Origin of the sequence: Mycobacterium sp. (assembly GCF_039583785.1) — a bacterium.
In the GTDB taxonomy this organism is placed as follows: Bacteria; Actinomycetota; Actinomycetes; order Mycobacteriales; family Mycobacteriaceae; genus Mycobacterium.
This window is the reverse complement of the sequence record NZ_JAVKSG010000105.1, coordinates 1-7,172: the sequence shown is the minus strand read 5'-3', so window position 1 is coordinate 7,172 and position 7,172 is coordinate 1. Positions and strand designations below refer to the sequence as shown.

Genomic DNA, 7,172 nt, shown 5'->3' with positions numbered 1-7,172 from the left:
CTTAGCGACTCCAGGCCCTGCGAGCGGTGGGACCAGCTTGGGACCACACGTCATGCGCGTTGGTGAACGACCTGCGCGTTTATGCACGTCAGGCACGGCCACGAAGCAGCCACACAGCGCACGCGACCTGCGGAAATGCGTTACTGCTACTTCCTGGGGGTCAAGTGGTCGCAGGTTCAAATCCTGTCAGCCCGACCAAAGGCCAGAGGCTGTTCGAGGGTCTGTCATCCTGCAGCGCGGAATTCGTCGAATCGTTCGGCCAGTCGATCGGCTCCGGGCCGGTCCGACGCTCGCGCAGGCAGGGTAAGGAGTCGGCCGTCCATTTCTTGAAGGCCGTGCCGGAGCATCGGCCCATCGATTTCATCCATCAGGGCACGGTTGATGTGGACGACGTAATCCGGTGAGATGCCGAGTAGGTTTGCGTCAAAGGCGGCGTGGTGGATTTTGCAGAGGCTCAGACCGTTCTCGACTATCGGAAGGCCGTGCTGCTTGTTGTCGCCGATGATGTGGGCAGCATCAAGCAGCTTGCCATGCCGGAGGCTGCAGACGGTGCATTGTGTTTGATAGGCCAGGAGGACGCGTCCTCGGAATTCCGGTTGATGGAGGCGTTGTTTCAGGATTCGTTCGGCGTATTCGCGTTCGGCTGGTTTGAGCTGCAGCGGGTCAGAGACGAAGCGAAGGCTTTCGTCGAGAGCAAGGATAAATCGTCGATTGCCAGCGTCGTCTGCGACCACATAGACAGGGAATATCGGCACGAAGATGCCTGGGCGGATGGTGCGGAGCAAGATGATTGGCAGGCCGAGTTCGAGGGCGCGCCGCATCTTGCGGTTATCCCCGTCGGTGCTGCCTGCCCGGTAGTCGTAGGCGTAGAGCGAGCCGCCTACATGCATATCTGCGTACGGTCCTTTGGGGTTGGAGATCACCGACAACGTGGCCAGGAGTTCTTTCGGGTTCCGGATGCCGCGATTCCGGTCAATAACTCGCCATCGTTGGTCTCCAACTTGAAGTCGTTCGAGTTCGCTCCGACTTACAACGCCATTCTCAGCCACGATATCGGCAAGTCTTTCGAAGATCAGGTTGCGAAGATGCAGCTCAACCGCGCTGTCCATGGCTGGAGTCTTACAGGGTGGCCAGGGTTTCGGCGATATCTTTGGTCAACAGATAGAGGTCCAAGTTGGCTGGATCGTCGGCACCAAGCGGTTGAAATCCGAGCCGCCGCCACCAGCGGAACGCCTCGGCGTTGAGAGCAGTGACAACCACGGCACGACAGGCTGCCTTGATGTTCAGTTCGGCCGCGGTTGCCAAGATGTGCTTGGCCATCTCGGTTCCGAGCCCAAGTCCGGCTCCCCGGGTGTCGGTGGCCAGGCGGCCGACCAACAGCGCAGGAATCTGCCGCGGTGCGCCCTTACCCAGGCGTTTGGGGCTGGCGGACCGATCGACGGAGGTCATCGACAAGCTGGCGTAGCAGACGACGTGGTGGTTGGCGTCGGTGATCACCCACACTGCGGCGGTGTTGCCGCGTCGGTTCTGGCCGGCGTAGCGGCGCAGCCACTCGTCTAATGTTGTTTCTCCAGAGGTGAATTCGTCTCTGTAGTGTTTGTCCAGATCAAGTAATGTCGGCCGGTGGACCTGCACTTCAGTCTAGCCAGGTCAACTTTGTCGGGCGCTGCAGTGCTGTCGCGAGCCTCTCGTTGACCCGCGCGGGACGGTTGAGCGCCTCGGTGAAGGCGGCCGCAGCATCGGGGGAGAGGTGGATCGTCTGGCGTTCGGCGAGCACGTCGTCGGCGGCACGGCTCGCGGCTTGGAGCACGAACGCCGTGACACTGAGATGTGCTTCGCTTGCCGCCTCTTCTAGTCGCCGCTTGGCGGCGACGTCGACCCGCAACTGCAGCCGGTCGTCCTTCATTGCAGTCATGTACTTACAATGGCAGTACATTAGCTTTCCGTCAAGGACACGTGAGTGGGTCGGGCCGGATCGCCCACATGGGACCACGCTGGGACCACACGCTATGCACGATGCTGAACGACGTGCATGTTCACCAACGTCACACATGGCGCACCCAGTCACGAACATTGACCATGAACTGGGGAAACGCCACACCCCTACTTCCTGGGGGTCAAGTGGTCGCAGGTTAAAATCCTGTCAGCCCGACGCAGAAAAGTAGGCTTTGACCTGTGGTGATGACTACACGATACCTCGACAGTGGTTCAGCTTTCGGCCGCTTGGGACCACAGGACCCGGCTTAGCGTATTGCGGTGACGCTTGTCCGATCGTCAAGTGGGATGGCCCGCAGTTCTATCGGAGGATCTTGCGCGGGTCAGGGAAGCCCATCTTGATGTAGCCGGGTGCTCGCTTCTTCAGCGATGAGGCTATGACGGGGGTCTGCTCGTCGTGGTAGTCGTGCACGGTTGCAGTGCTCTTCGAGGGGTAGGGACGGGTGACGCGACCGATGTACTGCACAAGTCGATTTTTGAAGGTGATCGGCGCAGCCAGGAACAAGGTGTCGAGGGCGGGGCAGTCGAAGCCTTCGCCGATGAATGAGCTGGTGCCGACGATCAGGAGTGGATCCGAACCGAGGGAGTGGTTGGCGAGTTGGTCGGTGATCTGGCGGCGTTCGCGAGCCTTGATCCCGCCGCTGAGGACCGTGACGGACTTTCCGGCGGCCTGAAGCCGGTCGGTGATCGCGTTGAGGTGATCGACCCATGTGGTGAGCACCAGGATGTTGGCGCCGGTTTCAGCGGCGGTCAGGACATCGGCCACGATTTGGTCGAGTCGTGCGTGATCGGCGACGAGGGCTCGATAGATTTCGGCCATTCCACCGGGTGCGGCGGGATCGGCGTCGCCGCGATAGTGGAATTCGGTCGGGTGCAGGTGCAGAACAGGGTGGGGCGTCAGTAGGTCGGAACTGTCGACCGGGAGTTGTCCAGTACCCGGCTGGTCGATCGCTACGTGGTGCGATCCAAGTTGGTGATAGATCAGGTCTTCGAGCCCGTCGCGGCGTTCCGGAGTCGCGGTCAGGCCGAGCCAGTAGCGCGCAGCGATGCGGCTCAGCACGCCAAAGAATGCGCCAGCGGCGACGTGGTGGCATTCGTCCACGATGACGAATCCGTAGTTGGCGGTGATGTCTTCGACGTTGTCGCGGCGGGCAAGAGTTGGTAGCAGAGCGATGTCGAGGATGCCGGTGGTTTTCGATCGTCCGCCACCGATTTGACCGCATTTGTAGCCTAGGTGCCGACTGATCCGGTCGCGCCATTGGTCGGCCAGTGCCTTGCGATCGACCAGAACCAGAGTGGAGGTCGACCGTGATTCGATTGCTGCGCAGGCAATCACCGTCTTTCCGGTACCCGGTGGTGCGACGAGGACGCTGGTGTCTTGTTCGAGGAGTTGGTGCAGTGCGGTGGTCTGAACGTTCCGCAACTGCGTCCTGCAGGTGAACTCATGATGTACACCGAGGATGCGTTTGTCGTCGATGTGTAGCTTGCTGCACGCGGATTCGACGAGTTCGGTCAGCAGAGGATGGAGTCCGCGGGGCAGGACGAGATCACCGTCGGCGGTTTCGTCGTAGCTGTGGAGGAACCGTGGTGTGTCCCAAGTGCTGCGGCGGGCGCGTTGGCGCGCATCGAATTCCGGGTTGCGTATCGATGCGGCGTGTTTAACCGCGGAAATCATTGCTGGGCCGAGATCGTTGGCGGTCAGGGTGAGTCGGGAAGTGAACTCTGCGCGGATGATTGCCGCCGGCCGCGGAATGATGCGTGACGACGTCGGTAGCTGCAGACGCCGGACGTTGTGGCCGATCTGTGGATCGGGAAGTTGGCGCGCCAACGCCGTCACGTCTTTGGTGGACAGTCTGGCGATGCTTGACAGGTAGGCCCACTGATCTTCGTATGGCTCGAGGGTGGCGGGATCAAGGAACAGGGTGGTGCCGTGGTGACGTCGCTTACCGTTCATTGGTGCGGCGATCAGATTGCCCACCCCGCGCCCGGTGTGGACATCCTGGGAAGGGAACAAACGGTCGTAGCTGCTCAGATGCATGCTGCCGCGTAGCCGAAACGCTTCACTCAGCAGGCTTGTAGCCAGGCTGCGGGCGACCGAAGCCGAGATTGCATGAGCGAAGAAGATCCAGACGTGAGCGCCTCGCCCGGATTGAGATACTTCCAGTGCGGCTGGAATGCCATGGGAACGGGCTCCTTTCATGTAGGCGAGTGCGTCAAGCATCGCGGCTTCTTTGTCGAAGTCCGCCGCGATCCACCAACATGTGCCGTCATCGCCGAGGGCATACAGGCCGATATCCGCCTCGCCGCGAAGGTGGGCGTCAACGACTTCGGGGGTCAGCGGGAGGTAAGGGGCGTCGGCCCGATTCATTCCTTTGCGCCAATAGCCTTTGATCGCCGGCATCCAGCCCGAGCGGCCATCTCGCCGGTTCTCCCAGCGCACCGCGTAAACATCGGTCCAACTCGCCAGGGAAGTTCTCAATGCCGTTAACGGTCGCTTCTCCTCGAACAGCAGCTATGACGCTGCGGATGAGTTAGACGGCTTCGATCATCTTGTAGCGTGCCACAAGGTGGTCGAGAATCTCATCGACCGTGGACGAGGGCCGCACGAATCTAGAAGCCAGACCAATCACGGCGCGACAGGCGATGTCGGGGGACACGGCGACGGTGTCAGCAGCGGACTGCGCAGGTGGGATCACCGTAAGTGGATTGGGGATCTGTTGCGGTGGGCAGTCTTTCAAGTTCCTGGTGACGAGCACGTCCGCTCCTCCAACGAGGGCCGCCGCAACACCGTGTTCGTCGTCGACGTCGGGTAGGCCAAACGTGCCTTCCAAGCTTTCCCAGCTCACCACGATGGCGTCATCGAATGCCGTTCTCATTCGATCGACCAGGCGCTGCGCCCGCTGGCATGCGAGAGCCGGGTCGTGACCGCGATCGATGAGTTTTCGCGCTTCGTGTTCACACAATTCATCGAGAATCGCCGTTGACCACAACGGCCGATACAAGCCCTCGACCGCCAACGAGAGTGGGAAGTCGCGCTGCAGGCCGGGCCACAGCACCGAGGTATCCAACAGCGCGGCGGACATTCGCAGGTGTTGTCAGCGCGTGGCAGCCGCGGCCCGACGCCGCTCGGCGACGACGCGGCGCGCTTCACGCAGCCGCTCGCGAACGACCTCCATATCGTCCCCAGCATCGATGTCGACCGCGGTAGCCGCCAGCGCCTCATACTGGCGATTGCGGCGCTGCTCGCGATAGGCCAGAACGTCGTCGAGCAGCAGTCGATTGCGATTGCCGATCCGTTCGGCCGGCAACGCGCCGTCAGTGATCAGTCGGACCACCGTCGGGCGGCTGACTCCCAACAGATCGGCAGCTTGCTGGGTGGTCAACTTCATCGTCTGCGGGGCGATGGTGACGGCCTTTCCGGCATGCAACGCCGCGACGACCTTGGTCAATGCTTGGTGCACTGAACGCGGCAGCTCGATGCGGTCATGTTCGTCTATCCCGACAAATGCGTAGCTGGGCGATGCCACCGTTTCGCGGAGGCGTTGATGGGTAGCCAGAAACTCCACCACCGGCGCGAGCTCGTCGGGATCCTCGGGAATGAAGGTGGCTGCCCCTGCGGCTTCGGCGCTCACGTTGGCTCCTATCTGCACTATCCGAAAGGACATCCGGAACGTTCGAAGCCGTCAGCGCGAGAATCGTCAGCGAACTGGGAAAATGCGCTACCGCTGCCTGCGATGATGCCGATGGGGATTTGCGGTGGGCATGGCAGTCTGGGGCCAAATTGGGACCACAACGCGAATGGCAGAAGCCACAGCCAAGCGTCCATCTGGCTTGTTGCCGTTACCGGTGGTGAGACCATCCAGTGATGGCAGAACGCCTGAGCGAGACCATGGACGGAGCGCTCGGTCACTTCTGGACGGAGCTCGGCGACGTCTGCCACCTAAATAGGTTCATGGGCGGCTACGTGAAACGCTCCGACCAAAACATTTCCACCTCGGCCGGCGGATATCAAAGTCTCAGTAAGACGCGAGACCCGTCGGGGCGCTTCACCACGACCTCCAGCTCGCTGCCGGTGGCCTCGACGTACTTGCGGAGGGTGTCGATCCGGCTGGTGGCCAGATTGCCGTGCTCCATCTGGGAAACGCGGTTCTGTCCGACGCCGATGGCTGCCGCGAGGGAGGTCTGAGTGTAACCAGCGTCTTGGCGCAGCTCGCGGAGACGGTACTGAGCAACCTCGCGATCCATCTCGTCCTTGATCGCGTCGATGCGGGCACGGTTGCTCGGACGGCGACGCCGAAGGTCATCAAGCGTTGTCATTGTTTCTTCCCCTTTCGTGTCTTCGGCTTGGCGGCTTTGGCCGCGTCACCCTCCTTCATCAGCTTTTCTTGGTGTTCGGTGAACAGGCGAGCGGCGATGGGGATGTTCGTCGCGTACCACTTCGTCCAATTTCCTGCCTTGTCTCCGGCGGCCAGCAAGATCGCCCGAGACTGGATGTCGAAGGCGAAGAGCACTCGTATGTGGGCATGAACGTCACACATCGCCCCGGCAGCGCGAGAACCGTGGGTGAATGCGGAAAAGGCGCTACCGCTACTTCCGGGACAAGGCCTGTGCTTTTCGTTCTCCAAACGATCTCGGTGCCGCCCGTAGACCAACTCGAACACCGGGGTGGCCATCAGCGTGGTGACGATGGCGACCAGAACGAGCATGGTGAACAGCGTGGGGGTGATGATGCCGGCCTCGAGTCCGATGTTGAGCAGGATTAACTCGATCAACCCACGCGCGTTCATCAGCGAACCGAGTGCGAGGGATTCACGGAACGGGACTTTCCGGAGCCGCGCTGCCACGATGCACGCGATTCCCTTGCCGGCGATCGAGATGACGAGTAGCCCGAGCGTCACGGCCCACAACGCCGGGCTGTCAACCAGACCGATCTGAGTATTGAGTCCTGAGTAGACGAAAAACAGCGGCAACAGGAACGTCGTGACGAGTGGCTCGAGGTTGACGGTCAGTCGTTCGGCAAAAAAACCGGATGGCATCGCGACGCCGAGGATGAAGGCGCCGAAAATCGCGTAGATCCCGATGGCGTCGGTGAACCAGGCGCATGCCATCAAGAGAATCAAAACCGTGCTCAGCATTGGCGGGGAGATCGTCTGTCGTCGTTCCGAAAGGATCCCGAG

Annotated in this window: 7 protein-coding genes and 2 pseudogenes; all 9 read right to left on the bottom strand. The window is 61.3% G+C overall.

The window, feature by feature from the left end; translation table 11 throughout:
• Window positions 1-224: 224 nt before the first annotated feature.
• The gene (locus ABDV69_RS19360) at window positions 225-1,109 is read right to left on the bottom strand and encodes an HNH endonuclease (RefSeq protein ID WP_343577281.1); all 885 of its coding nucleotides are present in this window, start codon (window positions 1,107-1,109) and stop codon (window positions 225-227) included.
• Window positions 1,110-1,119: 10 nt separating this feature from the next.
• On the bottom strand, window positions 1,120-1,635 hold the full coding sequence (locus ABDV69_RS19355) for a GNAT family N-acetyltransferase (protein ID WP_343577279.1): 516 nt from the start codon (window positions 1,633-1,635) through the stop codon (window positions 1,120-1,122).
• Between the two features lies 1 nt (window position 1,636).
• Entirely contained in the window at window positions 1,637-1,915 is a 279-nt protein-coding gene (locus ABDV69_RS19350; RefSeq protein ID WP_343577277.1) for a DUF1778 domain-containing protein, read from the bottom strand.
• Window positions 1,916-2,296: 381 nt separating this feature from the next.
• Window positions 2,297-4,474: a DEAD/DEAH box helicase family protein gene (locus tag ABDV69_RS19345; protein WP_343577276.1), complete on the bottom strand. Its 2,178-nt coding sequence runs from the start codon at window positions 4,472-4,474 to the stop codon at window positions 2,297-2,299.
• Window positions 4,475-4,526: 52 nt separating this feature from the next.
• Complete coding sequence (locus ABDV69_RS19340; protein ID WP_343577274.1) at window positions 4,527-5,078, bottom strand: PIN domain-containing protein; 552 nt, start codon at window positions 5,076-5,078, stop codon at window positions 4,527-4,529.
• Between the two features lie 12 nt (window positions 5,079-5,090).
• Window positions 5,091-5,627, bottom strand: coding sequence for a helix-turn-helix domain-containing protein (locus tag ABDV69_RS19335; protein ID WP_343577271.1), 537 nt, complete (start codon window positions 5,625-5,627; stop codon window positions 5,091-5,093).
• 376 nt (window positions 5,628-6,003) lie between these two features.
• Window positions 6,004-6,312: a helix-turn-helix transcriptional regulator gene (locus ABDV69_RS19330; RefSeq protein ID WP_343577268.1), complete on the bottom strand. Its 309-nt coding sequence runs from the start codon at window positions 6,310-6,312 to the stop codon at window positions 6,004-6,006.
• Window positions 6,309-6,518 (bottom strand): annotated as a pseudogene (locus tag ABDV69_RS19325) (type II toxin-antitoxin system RelE/ParE family toxin); the annotation flags it as partial. The pseudogene ABDV69_RS19325 and the gene ABDV69_RS19330, both read right to left, overlap by 4 nt.
• Window positions 6,519-6,665: 147 nt before the next feature.
• Window positions 6,666-7,130, bottom strand: a pseudogene (locus ABDV69_RS19320) (cation:proton antiporter); the annotation flags it as partial.
• Window positions 7,131-7,172: the final 42 nt, after the last annotated feature.

Excerpts from the sequence above, each read along its gene's own strand:
- ABDV69_RS19360 (WP_343577281.1), bottom strand. The coding sequence starts at position 1,109 with ATGGACAGCGCGGTTGAGCTGCATCTTCGCAACCTGATCTTCGAAAGA.
- ABDV69_RS19350 (WP_343577277.1), bottom strand. The coding sequence starts at position 1,915 with ATGACTGCAATGAAGGACGACCGGCTGCAGTTGCGGGTCGACGTCGCC.
- ABDV69_RS19340 (WP_343577274.1), bottom strand. The coding sequence starts at position 5,078 with ATGTCCGCCGCGCTGTTGGATACCTCGGTGCTGTGGCCCGGCCTGCAG.
- ABDV69_RS19330 (WP_343577268.1), bottom strand. The coding sequence starts at position 6,312 with ATGACAACGCTTGATGACCTTCGGCGTCGCCGTCCGAGCAACCGTGCC.